Raw genomic sequence first — 15,852 nt, 5'->3', positions numbered from 1 at the left:
ACTTTCTGGGAGGAGAGAAATGAAAAACTGGACCAAACGCAGCCTAGTGGGCGCTGCTCTGGCAGGCATCATGGCGATGCCCCTCGCGGCAGAAGAGACCATCTCTGCCGTCGTAATTGATGGCTATCCCGACCGCGCGTTGTGGGTCAAAGAGTTCACCAACTTCTTCATTCCAGAAGTGGACAAACGGTTGGGCGATTCCGGCAACTATAAGATGAACTGGCAAGAGAACTACGGCGGTTCAATCGTTAAGCCGAAAGGCGTTCTGGAAGGGATTCAGCTTGGCCTTGGCGACATTGGTATCGTCACAACCATCTTTCATTCTTCTAAGCTGCCCAGCCAGGGTATTTCGGGATCGACACCCTTCGTGGCATCGGACTCCCGTGCCGTGGCCAAGGCAGTTGATGAAATCGCGCGCGAATACCCAGCGATGCAGAACGAATTTGCTGCGCAGAACCAAGTTTACCTTGCCACGGGCGTTGTGCTCGACACCTATCAAATTTTCTGCACAGAACCTGTTTCGTCGGTCGCCGACCTTGAGGGCCGCAAAATCGCGGGAGCAGGCCTGAACCTGCGTTATCTTGAAGGGATCAAGGATGCCGCCGGTGTACGCGGGGGACTAACCGATTTCTACAACATGCTTCAAACCGGACTCGTCGATTGCGGCATGCTTTGGCCCGAAGCCGCAAAGACGTTTAAGATCGCGGAAGTAGCACCTTACATGCTCAAGGCTGATCTGGGAGCGGTGAATTCCAAGACCATCACCGTCAATGCCGACTACTGGGCTAGCCTCCCGGACGAAGTAAAAGACGTGTTGAAGGCCGTCGCCATCGACTACCGTGACCATGTCGCCGGCATCGCGATGGACCGCGCCGCTGCTTCGCGGGATGCGTATGTTGAAGCGGGTGGCACAATCGTTGAGGTTTCGGACGAAGACCGTGCCGCTTGGGCAAACGCCATGCCGAATGTCGCGCAGGAATGGGCCGCGACGCTCAACGATAATGGTGAGCAGGGCACAGAGATGCTGGCCGCTTACCTCGGCAAGCTTCAGGATGCCGGATTCACCGGCGTGCGTGACTGGACGGCTGAGTAACTGTCTGGCGATCCACGAAAGGGGCCTTTCATGCTGAAGACCGCAGTTGCTGGCCTGTCGCGGGTCGCCAATTCGCTCGCAATCGTCGCCAACGCCTTGGGTACGCTCGTCGTCCTTGCGTTGGTGGTCATTCTGAATGTTGACGTCATTGCGCGTGGTCTGTTTTCAGCTCCTCTGCGCGGGACCTACGAGATGGTACAATTCTCGGTCGTGATGATCGTTTTCCTGCAATTGGCCGACGTCGTCAGAGTGGATCGGCTGACGCGCTCAGACGGGTTCCTGAACCTGCTGCACCATCGCCGCCCGGGTCTGACAGCCAGCCTGAGGCGCATCATCAACGCCATATCTGCAATCTTTATGGCTTTGATTGCGTATGTAACCTTCCCAGAATTTCTTCATATGTGGGAGACACAGGACTACTTCGGAGTACCCGGTCTTTTCACATTGCCATGGTGGCCGGTCAAACTGGTCATCGCGTGCGGTACTGCGCTTGCCTGCGTGATCTTCCTGCTTAAGGTCGTCACGGCGCAGGACCGTCCGCAGCTTGTCCGCACCCCTGAACATGACGAGGCCGCAGAATGACGCCGATTGAGATTGGCCTGATCTCGGTCGTTGCCATCGTCTTTTTGATCTACGCAGGCGTCTACATTCCGATTGCTTTGGGCGTGGTCTCCTTCGTGTCGATCTGGCTGATGCGGGATAACTTCACGCTCGCGCTCAACCTGCTGAAGGTTGCGGTGGGCGACAGCGCGATGGAATACAGTTTCGCGACAATCCCGCTGTTTACCTTTATGGGGCTCATCGTTTCAAAAGCGGGACTAGGCAGGGACATTTACGAAGTCATGACCATGCGGTTCCGCAAGGTCAAAGGCGGTATCGGAATGGCGACCGTCGGAGCAAATGCTGTGTTTGCGGCCGTTACCGGGTCGTCCATTGCGTCCGCATCAGTGTTCACCAAGGTCTCGGTCCCGCAGATGATGGCGCAGGCATATAATCCACGTTTTGCGGTTGGGGTTGTGGCCGGGTCTTCGGTTTTGGGGATGATTATTCCACCCTCGGCGATGCTGATCATCTATTCCTTTGTCGCCGAGCAGTCCGTAGGGGACATGTTTCTGGCGGGAGTAATACCCGGTATCATGCTGGCAATAGCTTATGTAGGCGCGATCTGGTTGATGGGCCGTTTTACACCTGCATTTGTGGGCGGCCGGGTCGTCGAAGACACCGAATGGATGTCCGGGCGCGAGATCGCATCCAAGACCCTGCCCACATTGTTCATTATCACGGTAGTGCTCGGTGGCATTTACACAGGATGGCTAACCGCTGTCGAGGCGGGTGCCGCTGGGGCACTGGTTGCGCTCGTGATCGCAGTCGTACGCAAGTCCATGACACCAAGAGCGTTCTGGGACGCGTTGCTGGAAACCGGTCACATTACAGCGGCGATCTTGTTCCTGATTACGGCGGCTTCGATCTATAGTCGCATGCTGGGGCTGGCCGGGCTGCCCAATCAGTTGCAGGACCTGCTTGCAGGGAACTCGGCGTCCTTCTGGTCGATAATGTTGCTCTACGTTTTGTTGATGCTTTTTCTAGGGACTTTGCTGGATACTGCATCGATCATCCTGATCGTCGTCCCGTTGTTCTTGCCCATGGCCGAAGCCCTGGACATGTCGCTGATCTGGTTCGGGATCATCACCGTGGTCGGCGCCGAAATCGGACTTTTGACCCCGCCGCTAGGTATATCCTGTTTCGTCATCAAATCGACGATCAACGATGACCGAATATCGCTCAAGGATGTGTTCATGGGCGCACTTCCCTTTGCGTTCGTGATGCTGATCGTCCTGTTCATTTTGATCGAGTTCCCGATCCTCAGCCTTGCCCTGATTTAAGGAGGCCAAGATGCGCTCTGTCACCAAAGACAATATCACCGACGTGTTCATGGGATACCTGTCCAAGGACACCGATCCGCGGATGAGAGAAATCATGGGGTCTCTGGTCAAACACATCCATGATTTCGCGCGGGAAACCAACCTGACGCATGAAGAATGGCGCGCTGGGATTGCGTTTCTGGAGGGCTGCGCTGCGGTGGAAACTGAGGACAGGCATGAATTCGTGCTCGCCTCTGATGTGCTGGGCCTTTCGTCATTGGTGGACATGCTACATTCCAGTCCGGAAGCAACAAGTTCATCTGTACTTGGACCTTTTCACGTATCCGGCGCGCCCGCTCTGCCAGTCGGTGGGGATATGAAGCGCCACTACGGTGGACCTGTGCTGCTTGCTGAAGGCGTGATCCGGGATATCGATGGTAATCCGATTTCCGGTGCAGAGTTGGATATCTGGCAAACCGCACCGAATGGAATGTATGCAAGTCAGGACGAAGAACAGGATACCTATTCTTTTCACGGCCTGATGACTACCGGTGACGACGGTAAGTATGCATTCACGACCGTCAAGCCAGTTGAATACACAGTACCGTCAGACGGGCCTGTCGGGGACATCCTGCGCGCCTGCGGCCGCCATCCCTGGCGACCTTCGCACCTGCACTATATCGTCAAAGCTCCTGGTTATCGATCTTTGGTGACTGAGATTTTCCCCGACGACGATCCTTATTTGGATCAAGATACGGTCTTTGGTGTTCGGGATGATCTGGTGATGACCTATGTTGAAAGGCCAGTTTCGGAATTTCCGGATGGCATGGAGCTTTCTGGTAAGATCACTGAACCTTTCTTGCACGTGAAATTCGATGTGAAGCTTGCCAGATCCTGAACGATATTGAGGAGGCTTGAGGTGCTGAAACATATCTTCATTTTAGGTGCCGCGCTGTTTTGCAGTACCGCCATCGCAGAACAGCGCCCGATCTTTGACGCGCACATTCATTACAGCCACGATGCCGTCAAACTGGTTCCTCCTGAACAGGTGGCCAAAATCCTTCGGGATGCGGGCGTGCGGAAAGCACTAGTTTCCAGCTCGGATGACAATGGTACTCAGCTGTTGTTGGCCGCAGCACCAGATATCGTTGTTCCGGCACTGCGCCCTTACCGGCGTCGCGGTGAAATCAACACCTGGATGCACGATGAAACCGTAATCGACTATTTGGAAGAAAATCTGACCAAGAACGACTACGAAGCCATCGGCGAGTTTCACGCTTACGGAGACGACATTAAGACGCCGGTTATCCAGCGCATGATTGCACTGGCGAAAGAGCGGAACCTCATTCTACACCACCACGGCGATCGAGAGGCAGTTGACCTGATCTTCGAAACCTGGCCTGAAGCTCGGGTACTGTGGGCCCATTCTGGCTTTGACGACCCGGCGAGTGTTGTTGACGCGCTGGACACCTATCCCAGGCTTTGGGCCGATTTGGCATTTCGTTCGGACATGGTCTCACGAGGCAGTATCGACCCGAATTGGAAGGCTGCGTTCGAAGCCCATCCCGATCGGTTTATGGTCGGTACGGATACATTTGCGCCGGAACGTTGGTACTATGTCGGCCCCCACGCAGATTTTTCGCGTGAATGGTTGGATTTGCTGCCGGACCAGATTGCGGACAACATTGCCTATGCCAACGCCGAACGTTTGCTGGCATCACAATGATCCGCTGCGCTGTCTGGTGTATGATTTGGTCCAGCACGGCTTTTGCTTGTGACGTAACTGGGCAACGTATGAATTCGGAAGTTCAAAACGCACCCGAGGTTTATCTGTCCGTCGATGAGATTCCGTTGGCTCAACCGTTTTCCGTATTGGTTTCTATTTGTAGTGAAACTGCCGTGGGCCAAATGGGTGTGGATGCAATCATGCCCGCTCATCGACACGGTTTGAACTATACCCCCAAAGTTACCGCCTTGGGCGGCGGAGCGTTCCGTGTTGATGATATGCTGTTTCACATGCCGGGTTTGTGGGAGCTGCAGGTGAATGTCGACATCAATGGCCAATCAATTTTCTACTCGTCAGAAATTACGCTGAAATGAAGCTGTGGTTTACAGCTGCGCTAATCGCCTTGGCAGGTGCAGTGCGTGCAGAGGTATTGCTGTCTGCAGACGAAATTGAACAAACGCTTTCCTTTGGGCCTTGGCCGCCATCCTTCCATTCGGACCCAAGCAATAGGGTTTCGAACAATGCCAGAGCGATCGCGCTTGGAGAGGCCTTATTCAACGATCCGGTGTTGTCCGTCGACGGTGCATTTTCTTGTGCAAGTTGTCATGATCCTGAACAGGCATTTACAACGCCAGAGGCCCGGGCGCTCGGCCGTGTACTGTTAGATCGAAACACTCCATCGTTGCAGAACCTAGCCGGACTCCGCTGGTATGGGTGGGGTGGCAAAAGCGATAATCTTTGGGCAGCCAGCCTGCATCCGATCATCGAAGAACAAGAGATGGCCCACAATGCCGATAGCCTAAAAACCGCTATCTCAGAAAGTACCTACATTGATGAATTTGAAGTCTTGTTTGGCGACATTCAGGTTCAAGATTCAGAGCTTGTGCTGGTGAACATTGCCAAAACTCTATCCGCCTACTTGGAAACTTTGGCTACGGACCAGACACAGTTTGACGCATTCCGCGATGCATTGGAGAACCAAGATTTAGCAGCGGCTGTGAGCTACCCCGAAGCTGCGCAGCGAGGTCTTCAGCTGTTCATAGGGCGTGGAAACTGTGTGTTGTGCCACAATGGTCCGAGATTTTCCAACAACGAGTTCCACGACGCTGGTGTGCCATATTTTCTGAATGAAACCGAGGTCGACGAAGGGCGGTTCGGTGGGCTGAACTTTTTACTCTCAAGCCCCTACACACTGGACGGCAACTGGAATGATGATCCGAACAGGCAAGGTGCTTGGGCGGTTCGAAATGTACGAAGGAACCATTCAGATTTTGGAACCTTCCGCACGCCCAGCTTGCGGGGAGTGTCTGAAACCGCTCCGTACATGCATAACGGCAGCCTAAGTGATCTGAACGCAGTGATCCGGCATTACAGTAAGATTGATACGGAAAGACTGCACGCCGACGGTGAAGCCATTCTCTCGGAATTGAATTTGTCGGAGCAGGAGATTGCAGACTTGGTTGCATTTTTGGTGACGTTGTCGAAGGAGCTTTACTAGAGCGTCTTTGTTCACAGCTCGGGAATAGGCTATTTGGCTTGGTCAAATTCCGCGGGCTCACAAAAATAAATGCGGCGAGACTGGCTATACCGTCACCTTAAGTCGACAAGTCAATTTCATCGGACGAAGTTAAGGGTGGGAAGCCGCCATTCGCTGCGACTACGACTAAGTCTCCGGTCACTGAAAAAGCTGACTCTGTAGTAGTTGTAGGAGGCAGGGGCTCCCAAGGACGCCCCTCCGTTCCAGTCAATTTGCGCTACGGTTTCAGTTGGTCGCTGATTGCAGCAATACCTGCTTCGGCGCAGATATCGTCGAATTCCTTTCCATTTGCATCCTCGCCGGGAGACCCAGCAATTCCGATGCCACCGATGACGGCACCTTCGTAAATGATCGGGATGCCCCCGGAAAGTGTAATCAGACCGATTTCATTGAAGACAGCACCCAACGTGGGCTCATGCTCGTTTTCGGCCTCAATCACCGAAGTCGCTTCGCGTCGTGACGCAGCCGTGATTGCTTTTCGGCTACTGGTGTGGATGGTGTGCGGAAATGCGCCTTCGCGCATGAGTTGGACGCGGGGCTGAGCACGCTGATCCACAACTGTGACCGTTGTCGCAAATCCCATATCAGCGCAAGTTTGAGATGCGACGGTGGCGGCGGTTTGCGCCCACTCGAGAGGGATGCTCATTTCCACGTGCGGTTCGGCGTACGCGGAGCTGGCCAGTAAAGCGGAAGAAGCGCAAAACGCTTTGGTAAACATTTTCATTTTGGTTTCCTTTTTCAGGGAGGTAGGAGGAATTGCAGGTGCATCGCACAGGGGACTGGCCGTTGTTGACCAGTTTGCGATACGCGTCGTCTTCGTTGATAGGGTGAGCCCTTGTGGGCATTCGGACTTTAACCGTCCGGATCTTCATCGTCTGTTTCACCGGGGTCATTACTGGGGTCGTCATCGGTCCAGGTAGAAAGAATCTCACCACTCTCCGGATCGAGGTGGAATTCGATTTCGTCTCCGTCGTCGTTGATAACTTCGATATCGATCACAACTTTATCATTGGAGTGCTCCAACGCGATTTCTGCGATTGTGCCAGGTTGCTCTTCAAGCGCGATTGCAATCGCTTTGTTGAATGTCAGCGAAGACCTCAGAGATGGTTGGCCAGCCGCCAATTGTGCGCTGCTTGCCGTGCACAGCAGGGCAAACGTCATTGCGCTTGCCGTTAATACCGCTAAATTATTCACGCGTGGTTTCCCTTTTCATCTGCGAAGCGGTTCATTCCGCCTGCAACACTAATTAGGGAAGACGTGCTCTCCACGACTTTGCCTGCAGATGACAGATTGTTCAGGTTTGAGAATCTCCAACAGCTCTGCTTGGCCGCAGGAAAAAACGTTTGAAGGTATCACGTCAGGTCACTTCAACTAGCTTTGGCCTCTCTCTGTTCGGAGGCGACGCCCTTTTGGCATGTTTCGCTTGAACCCGTGGCCTACTCTCTGGAGGAACGTAGTCGTCGCGACACATGCGCAGCGATCTGCGCCTTCCAAACACCAAACCGGTCAACACCAGAGGGAGTTCCTCGACCGAAAGCGCAAGCCGTTTCAGCTTGGCGCCAATCCAGGATTTGTTGCTAAAAACCTTGGTAGTCCGGTGTCCCGTGTCTTGCTCACCAAAGCTGGCATTTGGATCGAAGACATCAAGCTGCACAGCCTGACAGGGTTCAATCTGAAATTGTCGCATCCAGTGTCTCGTCCACAGAAAGGCTTCCATCATGTGATAGCCATTTGCTTCTCGCAGCAACCTCTGAGCGGCCTTTGGTCCCAGAACATAGGCCGCCGCGCCGCGTTTGTTTTTGTAGATGCGATGCGCAGCGACCTTTAAGCCGGCGTTTCGCCAAACCGGAGTTCGACTGAGTTTGTGCTTTAAGACTGCAAACTCAAGATCATAAACACAGCTCCAACTATCACGACGTCTCTCGATATAGTCGAGAACGTCTTTGAAATTCTCAGAGAGCAATACATCGTCTTCAAGGACGCAAACCTGTTCAGCCTGCTCCGCAATGACCTCCCAAGCGCGCCAATGAGAGAAGGTGCACGCCACATCTTGTGCCCGGATCGCTCTGGTCCATTCGTTGGCTGCGTTCTGCAATACGCGCGTCGGCAGATCGTCGACAGAAACGGCATTGATAAATTCCAGATCCAAGCCCAACCGCTTTGCTTGAGCCTGTTGAAAGGCCCGCCGAGAGGCTTTGTTTGGCGTATTGATTACGAGTATTCGCATATTGGGTTTTCCCTGTGGATCTTAGCGGCGAACGTGCGATTGCCGTCAGACCTACCGCAGGATTGCAACAAGACGGCGAAAGGCGGGCAAAGTCTGTTCTTGGTACAAATGTCAGCCAACCGTGAACTGCCCCATCATCCCGCAATCCTCGTGTTCCAGAATGTGGCAGTGGTACATGTACGGGGCGTCGTTCGTTGCGGGATGGTCGAACCGGACCAGCACCTCGGACCATTCGTTTTCGACATGCACCATGTCCTTCCAACCCTGTGCGTAGGCGGTTGGTTCCGCGCCATTCTGCGACAGGATGCGGAATGAACATCCGTGAATGTGAAAGGGATGCAGCTGGTCGTCCGAGGCGATCCTCCAGATTTCTGTGTCTCCTTTGCGGACACGTTCATCAATGCGATCCATGTTCATGGGTTGGCCATTAATTCCCATTCCGCCGTCGCCACAAACGTTGCCCCAAAGGGTGGCAAGGGTCGCAAGTTCTTCGCTTCCACCCATATTCAGTTGAAAGGATCTGGTGATCGTTGCTGCGGTTCGATCTGCAGGGGAAAGGTTGGCCAGCCTGTCGGGTAACGACCCTGTAAACCCCGTTTCTGTGCGTCGGTTAAGAACCAAGGCAGGGAAGCTATTGCTGCCGCCGCCAAACAAGGAACCCATGAATGCCATGAGCCCTTCGGCCTCACCAAAACTCACCATCAGTGCATTGGTGTCAGTCGTTCTCGTGTCGATCAGAACTTCATAGCGTTCACCCGGCGACATCAGGATGCTGTCGGTTTGTACCGCCGATGCCAGAAAGCCGCCATCTGATGCGATCACGGTCAGCGGCCCGGTTTGCAAGGACAAGGTCAGAAATCGCGCGTTGCAAGCGTTCAGAATACGTAGGCGAACCAAACCCTGCGGAACTGACTGAGCGACTGGAGCGATTGCTCCGTTCACCACGAGGGTGTCGCCGGTGAAACCTTCTTCGAACACTTCGCCTGTCAGGACATAGTCCATCTGACCAGAGCCGTTGAACATCTTGTCCTGCAGAACCAGCGTAAAGTCATCAACGCCATAGGTATTGGGAATATCCGCAGACTGGCTGGCGTCATCCTCGATCAACAGAACTCCTGCCAAACCAGTGTAGGTCTGCCTCGCCGTTTTGCCGTGCATGTGCGAATGGAGCCAATTCATCGAGGCGTGCTGCACGATGGGCACATCCGGTGACCAGGTCTGTCCGGGTTCGATTTCCTGATGCGGGCCGCCATCGACTACGCCCGGTATGTGCAACCCGTGCCAATGCAAAGTCGTAACTTCGCCGATCCGGTTCGTGACCTCGAAGGGGAGCGTCTGCCCCTGTTTCACCCGCAGCACCGGCCCGAGGTAGGAGTGGTTGATACCGAACGTGGCGCTGCCAGTACCGGTGCCAAAGTCATGAGTACCAGACCGCAGGTCCAACTTGATCCGGCCGTCGATTCCGCCTGTCACATCGGTGATCGGGATGATCGGCAAAGGACGAGGCGCGGCCTGCCCCCAAGCTGTGCCCGACAAAGGAAGCAATGCGGCTGAGCTTGCCGCAGCTAAGAAATCGCGTCTGTTCAACTGTTTCTCCGTAGTGTGCCAACGGACCGTCTTGGCCCCAGAAGACGCGTGGAGGAACGAGGTAAGCCTGCCAGCGCCGCTGGTGACACAAACAGCATCTCGGCTGCCCGTAAGATGTCTGGAACATTACCGATTGGTAATGTTGGCAGGAGGCTTGATCCGAGTTGCGCGCAGAAGGGTGATAATGTCCCGCTTAAAGTCTGCGAAATGCAATTCTAACTTTCAGGCCCGGTTCGTTATCGCTCAGCTCAACATCGGCTTCGTGCAGGGCTGCAATGGCTCTTACCATTGAAAGGCCCAATCCGTGTCCGGAACTGCTGCGGCTTTTGTCGCCTCTGAAAAAGCGTCGGAAAACGCGCTCGTGGTCTTTGACTGGAATGCCGGGGCCATCATCTGCGATGATAAGTGTCGCATGTTCATCGCCTGCATCTACAGTGACATCTATCGTTGTACCTGCAGGGCAATGGCGCAGGGCGTTTTCGATCAAATTCGACGCCAGCTGCAGTAACAAGGCCCGATCCCCGAGCACCAACGCCGCCGAAGGTGAGCGTGTCAAGCGTAATACCTGGCTCTGGTTTTCTGCTGAAGGCTCAAACACTTCGAACACTGTCTCTGCCACAGTGTCGAGGTCCACCTTTTCAAACCTGGCTCGCTGATCTCCAGCTTCGACTTGCGCGATCCTTAGCAAGGCATTGAAGGTCGTGATGATGTCTTCTACCTCGGCCAAAGCCGACCCGGCTTCGGAAGGGTCGGGCTGTGACTGGCTTTCCAGCCGCTCAAGCCGTTGGCGTAACCGCTGCAATGGCGTGCGCAGATCGTGGGCGATGTCATTCGAAATCTGCTGTTGGGTCTCCAGTAAGGTTTCCAGCCGACCGAGCGTCGCATTGACGCTTTCTGAGACCCGGCTCAGATCGTCGCTGGCTCCGTTCGAGATCGGGATACGCGCTTGAAGGTCACCAGTTGAAACGCGGTCCAGCGTATTTGAGATATCAACGATGCGTTTTTCGGTTATCTTGCCAACCCAGACTCCTGCCAGCAATCCGGCGGCAATCGCGAGCACAGACCCGATGAACAGCGCGACTCCCAAAGCTTCGACCACCTCACTGCCCACATGATCGCCAGTCCCCTGAATGAACTCAAACGGGCCAATGCGGGTTTGGGTGAGCCAGTAACCGGTGACTTCGTCTTCGAGGTCTCCATCGATTTCGATGTCATCAACCGGGATGAACTGAACATCGTCACCTGTCACCGCAGCCAAGTCTATCTCCAATATGTTTCCAGAGACAGTTCGACCGTTCCCATCAAGCAGCAGGAAAATCCGTGAGTTTTCGAAGTTCACCGTTTGGAGTGCCTTGACGTGCTCGGTCAAACGGTCCGCCCCGTGGTCGGCATAAACGCCCATCAAGGTTTGGGCATCCGCACGCATCTGATCGAACGTGCGATCCCGAATTTCATAGATTGAAAGGCGATAGGCCCCGAAGAACATCAGCGCGACCAGCACCGAGTAAAGCAAAGCAAACTGCAGTGACAGTTTCGTGGATGTGCTGCGAAGACCAGACCAGGGAATTTTCATGTTAAGCATGCAGGCTATAGCCAAAGCCACGAACCGTATGGATCAGATCTTTGATGAACGGTTTGTCGATTTTCTGTCGCAGGCGGCTGATATGAGTCTCGACCACGTTGGTCTTTGGGTCGAAATGGAAATCCCACACCGCCTCCAGCAACATTGTGCGCGTTACAACTCGACCTTCGTTGCGCATCAGATGTACCAACAGCCGGTATTCGCGGGGTTGTACGGCGATTTCTTGACCCCCACGGGTGACCGTATGTGCAATCAGATTGACTTCGAGATCGGCGACTTTGAGCGTGGTTGGCTCTGATTGCATTGGCGGGCGTCGCGTCAGTGCCATCAGCCGGGCCGACAGTTCCGAGAACGCAAACGGTTTCACCAGATAGTCATCCGCACCGGCTTCCAACCCATCAATACGGTCATGCAGGCCGTTCATGGCACTGAGGAATATGATGGGTGTCTTTACATCAGCACTGCGAATGGATTTGACCAATGCCAAACCGTCGAGTTTGGGAAGCATTCGGTCAACAATCATCACATCAAAATCGCTGTCTAATGCCTGCAAGAAGGCCTGTTTGCCGTCAGACGCGACTTCGTAGGTGTGTCCCAGCGCATTCAAGCTGGAGCTGATGTATTCCGCCGTCTCGGCATCATCTTCGACAATAAGTACGCGCATTGCTTGGGCCTGCAGATTGGTTTTGACCACTCTATTGGATTCCCACCCCCGCCTGCTAGCACATTACCAAATTGTATAATTGCGCCCATGATCCGAGGATTTCGAGAACCTTAGTCGATACCTACACTCACAGGATGGACCCATGGTTACTATCGACCCCAGCTTTCAGGCGCGCAGTACTCAGCCTGCGCCCTTTCACACATTCAGGCTCACGGCGTCTCAACGAAACATTTTGTTCAGTTGTTTGGTCGGTTTTCTTATCCTTCGCGTTTTGCTGATTTTCTGGCTTCCGATCACGGACACGACTGAGGCCAGATACGCTGAGATCGCCCGCAAGATGTTGGAGACCGGGAACTGGATCATGCCTCAGTTTGATTACGGTGTGCCGTTCTGGGCAAAACCTCCGTTGCACACATGGGCTTCGGCAATTGGAATGAAGCTCTTTGGTGTTGGACACTTCGGCGCGCGATTTCCAATCCTTTTGTTGAGCATGGCTACGTTGGCTGTGACTTATTCATTGATGCGGTACCAGCGCGGGACCGATCAGGCCCTGATAGCAGTAACCGTCCTCACGTCATCGCTTTTGTTTTTCGGCGCGTCTGCCTTTGTGATGACGGATATGGCGCTTGTTTTGGGAACCACGCTCTGCATGGCGGGCTTTTTTGTCTGTGTCACTGCGCCCGACCGCGTTGGCTGGGGATATCTGTTTTTCTTCGGCCTGGCTTTTGGTCTGCTGGCGAAGGGGCCGGTTGCCGTTGTTCTGACTGGCATCCCGATCTTCCTGTGGCTGCTGATTGGAAACCGTTGGTCCATTCTGAAACGATTTCCATGGCGCATTGGTCTGTTACTGACGATTGTCCTATCTCTGCCATGGTATCTGGCGGCTGAGGCCGCGACGCCGGGATACCTGCGCTATTTCCTGATAGGAGAGCACATAGAACGCTTTCTGGTCTCCGGCTGGCAGGGTGATCTTTACGGCAACGGACATGCCGAACCCAAAGGGATGATTTGGATCTTCGCGTTGGGGGCGTTCTTGCCGTGGACCTTTTTCGCAGCTGCGCTTGTACTTCGGCCAAAACAAACGTCGCGACAGTTTCGAGAGGATGACAGCGGCTGGCACAGCTACCTTCTGCTTTGGTGTCTGTCACCGTTGATACTGTTCACATCTGCTGCCAACATCCTGCCCGCTTATACGCTACCGGCGTTACCGGCTGCAGCGTTGCTCTTGGTTTCGCTATGGACGATAGACAGGGCGCGGAAGGACGGGGCTATACGCCTCGCCTTTATGGGTGCGCTGGTCGGCAGCGGTGCTGTTTATCTATGCCTTTTGCTTGTTATTCTTGCAAATCCGGAGCGCGTGAAATTGCGATCAGAAAAAGACCTGATCGAACAGGCCGTTGCAATAGCACCCGATATGCAAGTGACCTATTGGGGCAGCCGCAGCTATTCCGCTGAGTTCTATTCCGCAGGAGCCGTGCACACGACCGAGGACCCGGTCGTTATTGAGCATATGCTGTCTAATGCACATCCGGATGCTTTGGCCGTGGAACCTCATGACTTACCAAAGATCAAGCATCTGATCGGAAGCCGGTTTCAAAACCTTGGCCGCATTGGTCGTCGGCATCTTTTTGTCGAGTTTCCCCAGGTGGGAGGGCGTACATGAAACAGGAACGTATTGCGGCGTCCTATCGCTTGGCCAAAGATTTCAATCTGTGGAAAGCACCAATACCGACACTTTCCATCGTTATCCCCGCACATAACGAAGAACGAAACATCGGCGAAGCAATTAGCAGGGTTCACGCCGAAGTCACATGCTTGGTCGATCTCTATGAGATCATCGTTGTCGATGACGGCAGCACAGATACCACTTTGTCACGCGCAAAGGCTTTGGTCGCAGATTACCCGCTACGTGTTTTGCGGCTTTCGCGAAACTTCGGCAAAGAGCAGGCAATCATGGCAGGCCTGAAGGTCAGCCGTGGAAAGGCTGTAGTGATCCTGGACGCCGATTTGCAAGAACCTTTGTCTTGTTTGAGTGACATGTTGAAAGCCTATGAAGACGGCTATGAGATGGTCTATACGAGCCGCGCACATCGCGCAGATGAACCCAGATCCAAACGGCTTTTTACACGGCTTTTTTACAAACTGTTGAACCTTGGCGCCGATGTAACCATCCCGCCGGACTCGCGAGATTTTCGGTTGATGGACCGACGAGTCGTAGATGCGCTTTGCGACCTACCCGAAAGCAATCGCTTCATGAAAGGACTGTATGGCTGGGTGGGCTTTCGCAGCAAGGAAATCAAGATCGAGCTTGAGCCCCGCATGCATGGTACGTCGAAGTTCCGATTGATCGAATTGATGAAACTCGCCCTTACAGGGCTCACGTCTTTCACAACTTGGCCGCTCAGAATGTGGACCCTCATCGGATTTTCCATTGCGGCACTGTCCATTGTCTATGGTGCTTGGATCGCAGCCCGTACCCTTGTGTTCGGTATTGATGTCCCGGGATGGTCCACACTTGCTGCCGCGATATTCCTTCTCGGAGGCGTGCAACTGGTTTCGGTAGGCATTCTTGGCGAATACGTTGCAAGAGTTTTCGGAGAAGTGAAAGGCCGCCCTGGTTTTATAGTTGCGGAAGATTTCGGCCCCAATCTGGACGGATCGCCATGATAGCTCAAGCCTGCCGGTTTGGAGCAGTTGGAGTTTTAGCTACACTGGTGCATATAGCGCTCGGTCTATTTCTGTTTCGCTGTGGCATCACACTTCATGTTGCAAATGCATTGGCTTTCTGCGGCGCCTTTTTGTTCGGCTTCACAGCGCATTACTTCTTCACCTTTGCGGACAAGTCTGCCCCAATCTTAGTAGCACTGTCGCGATATTTTATAGTCGCGGTGACGGGTTATGTGCTGAATGGCGGGATACTGATCACCGCAGAGTCGACAGGGAGAATTTCAGCTGAGCCCGCCCTCGTGTTGGCTGTTGTTCTTGCTGCATTATTGTCCTTCTTCCTAAGTCGAAATTGGGCATTCTGATTGGCGGAAAAACAGTTCCCTTTTCGATCGAGAAAAGGTTGAAGATTGATTTAGGCGGCTGCAGCAATATGAACACTGAGCCGACGTTGCGTTCGAATTAGAGCGCTGCCGGAGCATTGGGTAACCGGCAGTACAGCTTCACAATCAGGCACTGATGGCACCATTATTGGAGACAACTGGAAAAAAGAGGCTGGCTGAGGCAGTCTGAAGACCCACGCCTAAGCACGAGGTCTTGGAATGCCCCAGTACAATGACATGTTCGAACTATCGGTCGAGGACATTGATCTTATTGAAACCTCCTTGCGACGCGCATTGGCTTCACTATCTCATGAAGCAACCGGCGAGCTTGAGGGTGAAAGAATGGAGCGGGAAGAGTCACTACGCCGTATTCAGTCCCTGTTAGGCAGGCTTCATGACCAGAAGATTTTCTACCGGCCCAAAAGCGGTGTTTATGTGGGTGGATAAGGTTGCGCACTTCGCCGCCGCGCCTGACGATCTGTTTGTTCAATGAGAACCCGCCTTCGCAATGGAGTCTCGAATGCCGA

Annotated in this window: 17 protein-coding genes; 11 read left to right on the top strand and 6 right to left on the bottom strand. The window is 53.9% G+C overall.

Annotated features, from left to right (window positions below):
• Positions 1-19: 19 nt before the first annotated feature.
• The 7 genes from GOW92_RS11125 (at position 20) to GOW92_RS11095 (ending at position 6,179) form a co-directional block, all read left to right on the top strand.
• Positions 20-1,093 carry a C4-dicarboxylate TRAP transporter substrate-binding protein gene (locus GOW92_RS11125; RefSeq protein ID WP_117870054.1) on the top strand — a complete coding sequence of 358 codons (1,074 nt, stop codon included), beginning with the start codon at positions 20-22 and terminating at the stop codon, positions 1,091-1,093.
• Positions 1,094-1,123: 30 nt separating this feature from the next.
• On the top strand, positions 1,124-1,675 hold the full coding sequence (locus GOW92_RS11120) for a TRAP transporter small permease subunit (RefSeq protein WP_170560650.1): 552 nt from the start codon (positions 1,124-1,126) through the stop codon (positions 1,673-1,675).
• A complete protein-coding gene (locus GOW92_RS11115) occupies positions 1,672-2,976 on the top strand; it encodes a TRAP transporter large permease (RefSeq protein ID WP_010437378.1) in 1,305 nt (434 codons plus the stop codon). The genes GOW92_RS11120 and GOW92_RS11115 overlap by 4 nt, the downstream gene beginning before the upstream one ends.
• A gap of 10 nt (positions 2,977-2,986) precedes the next feature.
• Positions 2,987-3,853: a dioxygenase gene (locus GOW92_RS11110; RefSeq protein ID WP_170560649.1), complete on the top strand. Its 867-nt coding sequence runs from the start codon at positions 2,987-2,989 to the stop codon at positions 3,851-3,853.
• A gap of 21 nt (positions 3,854-3,874) precedes the next feature.
• Entirely contained in the window at positions 3,875-4,681 is an 807-nt protein-coding gene (locus tag GOW92_RS11105; protein ID WP_170560648.1) for an amidohydrolase family protein, read from the top strand.
• Positions 4,682-4,749: 68 nt separating this feature from the next.
• Positions 4,750-5,055, top strand: coding sequence for a hypothetical protein (locus GOW92_RS11100; protein WP_170560647.1), 306 nt, complete (start codon positions 4,750-4,752; stop codon positions 5,053-5,055).
• Between the two features lie 41 nt (positions 5,056-5,096).
• A complete protein-coding gene (locus tag GOW92_RS11095) occupies positions 5,097-6,179 on the top strand; it encodes a cytochrome-c peroxidase (RefSeq protein WP_170560646.1) in 1,083 nt (360 codons plus the stop codon).
• Between the two features lie 256 nt (positions 6,180-6,435).
• On the opposite strand, the gene GOW92_RS11090 is transcribed toward GOW92_RS11095, so the two are convergent.
• The 6 genes from GOW92_RS11090 to GOW92_RS11065 form a co-directional block, all read right to left on the bottom strand.
• Positions 6,436-6,864: a GlcG/HbpS family heme-binding protein gene (locus GOW92_RS11090; protein ID WP_170560645.1), complete on the bottom strand. Its 429-nt coding sequence runs from the start codon at positions 6,862-6,864 to the stop codon at positions 6,436-6,438.
• 206 nt (positions 6,865-7,070) lie between these two features.
• Positions 7,071-7,379: a PepSY domain-containing protein gene (locus GOW92_RS11085; RefSeq protein WP_170560644.1), complete on the bottom strand. Its 309-nt coding sequence runs from the start codon at positions 7,377-7,379 to the stop codon at positions 7,071-7,073.
• Between the two features lie 196 nt (positions 7,380-7,575).
• On the bottom strand, positions 7,576-8,445 hold the full coding sequence (locus tag GOW92_RS11080; RefSeq protein ID WP_170560643.1) for a glycosyltransferase family 25 protein: 870 nt from the start codon (positions 8,443-8,445) through the stop codon (positions 7,576-7,578).
• Between the two features lie 111 nt (positions 8,446-8,556).
• Positions 8,557-10,032: a multicopper oxidase domain-containing protein gene (locus GOW92_RS11075; protein ID WP_170560642.1), complete on the bottom strand. Its 1,476-nt coding sequence runs from the start codon at positions 10,030-10,032 to the stop codon at positions 8,557-8,559.
• Between the two features lie 193 nt (positions 10,033-10,225).
• Positions 10,226-11,605, bottom strand: coding sequence for a sensor histidine kinase (locus tag GOW92_RS11070; RefSeq protein WP_170560641.1), 1,380 nt, complete (start codon positions 11,603-11,605; stop codon positions 10,226-10,228).
• A gap of 1 nt (position 11,606) precedes the next feature.
• Positions 11,607-12,278, bottom strand: a complete 672-nt coding sequence (locus GOW92_RS11065; protein WP_170560640.1) for a response regulator transcription factor — start codon at positions 12,276-12,278, stop codon at positions 11,607-11,609.
• Positions 12,279-12,420: 142 nt separating this feature from the next.
• Here GOW92_RS11065 and GOW92_RS11060 point away from each other — a divergent pair, with 142 nt between their 5' ends.
• The 4 genes from GOW92_RS11060 (at position 12,421) to GOW92_RS11045 (ending at position 15,772) form a co-directional block, all read left to right on the top strand.
• Positions 12,421-13,941, top strand: coding sequence for an ArnT family glycosyltransferase (locus tag GOW92_RS11060; protein ID WP_170560639.1), 1,521 nt, complete (start codon positions 12,421-12,423; stop codon positions 13,939-13,941).
• Positions 13,938-14,945 (top strand): glycosyltransferase family 2 protein, encoded by a 1,008-nt coding sequence (locus tag GOW92_RS11055; RefSeq protein ID WP_170560638.1) that lies wholly within the window; start codon positions 13,938-13,940, stop codon positions 14,943-14,945. Before GOW92_RS11060 ends, GOW92_RS11055 begins: the two co-directional genes overlap by 4 nt.
• Positions 14,942-15,307 (top strand): GtrA family protein, encoded by a 366-nt coding sequence (locus GOW92_RS11050; RefSeq protein ID WP_170560637.1) that lies wholly within the window; start codon positions 14,942-14,944, stop codon positions 15,305-15,307. Before GOW92_RS11055 ends, GOW92_RS11050 begins: the two co-directional genes overlap by 4 nt.
• 237 nt (positions 15,308-15,544) lie before the next feature.
• Positions 15,545-15,772: a hypothetical protein gene (locus GOW92_RS11045; protein ID WP_170560636.1), complete on the top strand. Its 228-nt coding sequence runs from the start codon at positions 15,545-15,547 to the stop codon at positions 15,770-15,772.
• Positions 15,773-15,852: the final 80 nt, after the last annotated feature.

Origin of the sequence: Ruegeria atlantica, from assembly GCF_013032505.1 — a bacterium.
Classification (GTDB): domain Bacteria; phylum Pseudomonadota; class Alphaproteobacteria; order Rhodobacterales; family Rhodobacteraceae; genus Ruegeria; species Ruegeria atlantica_F.
This window is presented reverse-complemented; position numbering and strand designations above follow the sequence as displayed.

Coding starts and splice junctions, on each gene's coding strand:
- GOW92_RS11080 (WP_170560643.1), bottom strand. CDS start 8,445: ATGCGAATACTCGTAATCAATACGCCAAACAAAGCCTCTCGGCGGGCC.
- GOW92_RS11115 (WP_010437378.1), top strand. CDS start 1,672: ATGACGCCGATTGAGATTGGCCTGATCTCGGTCGTTGCCATCGTCTTT.
- GOW92_RS11110 (WP_170560649.1), top strand. CDS start 2,987: ATGCGCTCTGTCACCAAAGACAATATCACCGACGTGTTCATGGGATAC.
- GOW92_RS11055 (WP_170560638.1), top strand. CDS start 13,938: ATGAAACAGGAACGTATTGCGGCGTCCTATCGCTTGGCCAAAGATTTC.
- GOW92_RS11070 (WP_170560641.1), bottom strand. CDS start 11,605: ATGAAAATTCCCTGGTCTGGTCTTCGCAGCACATCCACGAAACTGTCA.
- GOW92_RS11060 (WP_170560639.1), top strand. CDS start 12,421: ATGGTTACTATCGACCCCAGCTTTCAGGCGCGCAGTACTCAGCCTGCG.
- GOW92_RS11125 (WP_117870054.1), top strand. CDS start 20: ATGAAAAACTGGACCAAACGCAGCCTAGTGGGCGCTGCTCTGGCAGGC.
- GOW92_RS11050 (WP_170560637.1), top strand. CDS start 14,942: ATGATAGCTCAAGCCTGCCGGTTTGGAGCAGTTGGAGTTTTAGCTACA.
- GOW92_RS11120 (WP_170560650.1), top strand. CDS start 1,124: ATGCTGAAGACCGCAGTTGCTGGCCTGTCGCGGGTCGCCAATTCGCTC.
- GOW92_RS11100 (WP_170560647.1), top strand. CDS start 4,750: ATGAATTCGGAAGTTCAAAACGCACCCGAGGTTTATCTGTCCGTCGAT.
- GOW92_RS11065 (WP_170560640.1), bottom strand. CDS start 12,278: ATGCGCGTACTTATTGTCGAAGATGATGCCGAGACGGCGGAATACATC.
- GOW92_RS11090 (WP_170560645.1), bottom strand. CDS start 6,864: ATGAGCATCCCTCTCGAGTGGGCGCAAACCGCCGCCACCGTCGCATCT.
- GOW92_RS11085 (WP_170560644.1), bottom strand. CDS start 7,379: ATGACGTTTGCCCTGCTGTGCACGGCAAGCAGCGCACAATTGGCGGCT.
- GOW92_RS11045 (WP_170560636.1), top strand. CDS start 15,545: ATGCCCCAGTACAATGACATGTTCGAACTATCGGTCGAGGACATTGAT.